Raw genomic sequence first — 1,764 nt, 5'->3', positions numbered from 1 at the left:
CTCGCCGCAGCCCTCACCTGCTACAAGCGACTCGCGAAGCTCGCCACGTGAGACACCGTCTCAGTTGCAGACAGCCGCCCGACAGTTTCTCGCGATCGACCTGGTCGATATGAGCCGCGAGGACGCGCGAGACACCTTGCGCAACCTCACCAACACTCGGGATGAGCTTAACAAGACGTCAGACCCACCGGGCCGCCTGGCCTACAAAAAGTCCAGCAAGAACATCAGCGGCGGTGGCCAGAGCTACGCCACGGACGAGGGGGAGTAAAAATGGCAACGACCACCGTGGCCGCGTTCAACGAGTTCGACCTCAAGACGAAGCCCTCATCTGCCACCCGGACCAAGGTCTACGGACGCCGAGATGCAGTCGTGAACGTCATAAAGGCAGCATTTCCTGCCGGTAACGACATCCGCTATCAGTCCCACAAGATCATCGGCTCGCTCGGGCGGAAAACAGCTTGCAATCCTGTCGATGACATTGACCTCATGGTCCATATGCATGTCGACCAAGACTTGTGGAACCGAAGATACCGATACAACTCCTCCGAGTTTCTGTATCGGGTGCGGAAGGTACTCAACGAAAACTCGCCCGTACGCAAGGTTGGCGCTCGTGGCCAGGCTGTGCGGTTCTTCTACGCCGACGGCTTGAGCGTGGACGTGGCTCCGGTCGAAAAATACACAAGTGGTGATTTCGGCATCCCTGATGGTGCGGGTAACTGGTTGACCACCAATCCCAATAAACACGAGACATACCTCGACGATCGCAACAACGCCTTGGGCGGTAACCTCAAGAGAGTCATCCGGTTCGCCAAGAAATGGAATAAGGCACACAGTTCGCGTCTCTCCTCCTTCCATCTTGAGGTGTTGGTTGCGCGGACGTACGGAACTCTGGGAAACAACTCAAGGGAAGCGCTGCGATTGTTCTTCGACTACAACCTCTACAATCTCTCCGTACAGGACCCCGCCGGGTTTAGCGGCGACCTTTCCACCTACTTGAGTTGGGCGAGCAAGGATGCCGCAAATGACAGCCTGAAGAGTGCTCGGGATAGAGCGGACTTGGCATTGGCCGCTGAGAACCGGGGCGACCACCGTGAAGCCATCCGTCTCTGGCGGATCATCCTGGGCAATGACTTCCCTATGTATGGGTGACAACTCCCACATCGCTCTTTACGGCAACCTGCATGACCTCCAGCGACCGGACTCTCCAGAGCTACGGATCAGAAGGTCTCTGACATCCGCTGCTGAAATCAACCGCGCCGGACAGGGGCGTACATGGGCACCTATGCCGTCGCTGTAGAACGTCAGCAGGGCGACCGGTTTCGGCTGGCGCAGTGCGACCTCGGCGACAGTGGCGTCGATGGCGTACTTGTGTCCGTGGGGCCCAGTTCAAGCGTGGGATGTTGGTGCGGGAGGGTGCCGACGGCACCTCGAGTTCCGCGGTCATGACGGCCGGAGCTTGGCCCCGGGGCGCACTCGTGCGGCGACACGGGGCATGCAACTTGGTGGCCACCGCTGCACCGCCACCGCTCGTGCCCCATCCGTGCCCAGCAGAGCGGACAACAGCGGTCAGATACGGTTCCCAGAGACCGGGAGCCATCCACCTGATCAATCCGAAATCGCAGGTCAGAGCCCCTCTAGCAGCGTAAGAACCGCTGATTCCCAAGCTCAGAGCGCGAGTTCGATTCTCGTCACCCGCTCCACGACTTAGAAGTCATCTCAATTGGCCCGATAGGCTGTGGCCTGTGGCGAGGATCGTTGAGCGGC

At 59.4% G+C, this 1,764-nt stretch carries 1 protein-coding gene and 2 pseudogenes; 2 read left to right on the top strand and 1 reads right to left on the bottom strand.

What is annotated here, in order from left to right; all coding sequences use genetic code 11:
• Window positions 1-268 (top strand): annotated as a pseudogene (locus tag IE145_RS33075) (hypothetical protein); the annotation flags it as partial.
• A gap of 2 nt (window positions 269-270) precedes the next feature.
• Window positions 271-1,149, top strand: a complete 879-nt coding sequence (locus tag IE145_RS33070) for an SMODS domain-containing nucleotidyltransferase (protein WP_189529110.1) — start codon at window positions 271-273, stop codon at window positions 1,147-1,149.
• Between the two features lie 132 nt (window positions 1,150-1,281).
• Here the strand turns inward: IE145_RS33070 and IE145_RS33700 are convergent.
• Window positions 1,282-1,383 (bottom strand): annotated as a pseudogene (locus IE145_RS33700) (DNA-binding protein); the annotation flags it as partial.
• Window positions 1,384-1,764: the final 381 nt, after the last annotated feature.

It is taken from the genome of Streptomyces sindenensis (genome assembly GCF_014649035.1).
Taxonomy (GTDB): domain Bacteria; phylum Actinomycetota; class Actinomycetes; order Streptomycetales; family Streptomycetaceae; genus Streptomyces; species Streptomyces sindenensis.
This window is presented reverse-complemented; position numbering and strand designations above follow the sequence as displayed.

Coding starts and splice junctions, on each gene's coding strand:
- IE145_RS33070 (WP_189529110.1), top strand. CDS start 271: ATGGCAACGACCACCGTGGCCGCGTTCAACGAGTTCGACCTCAAGACG.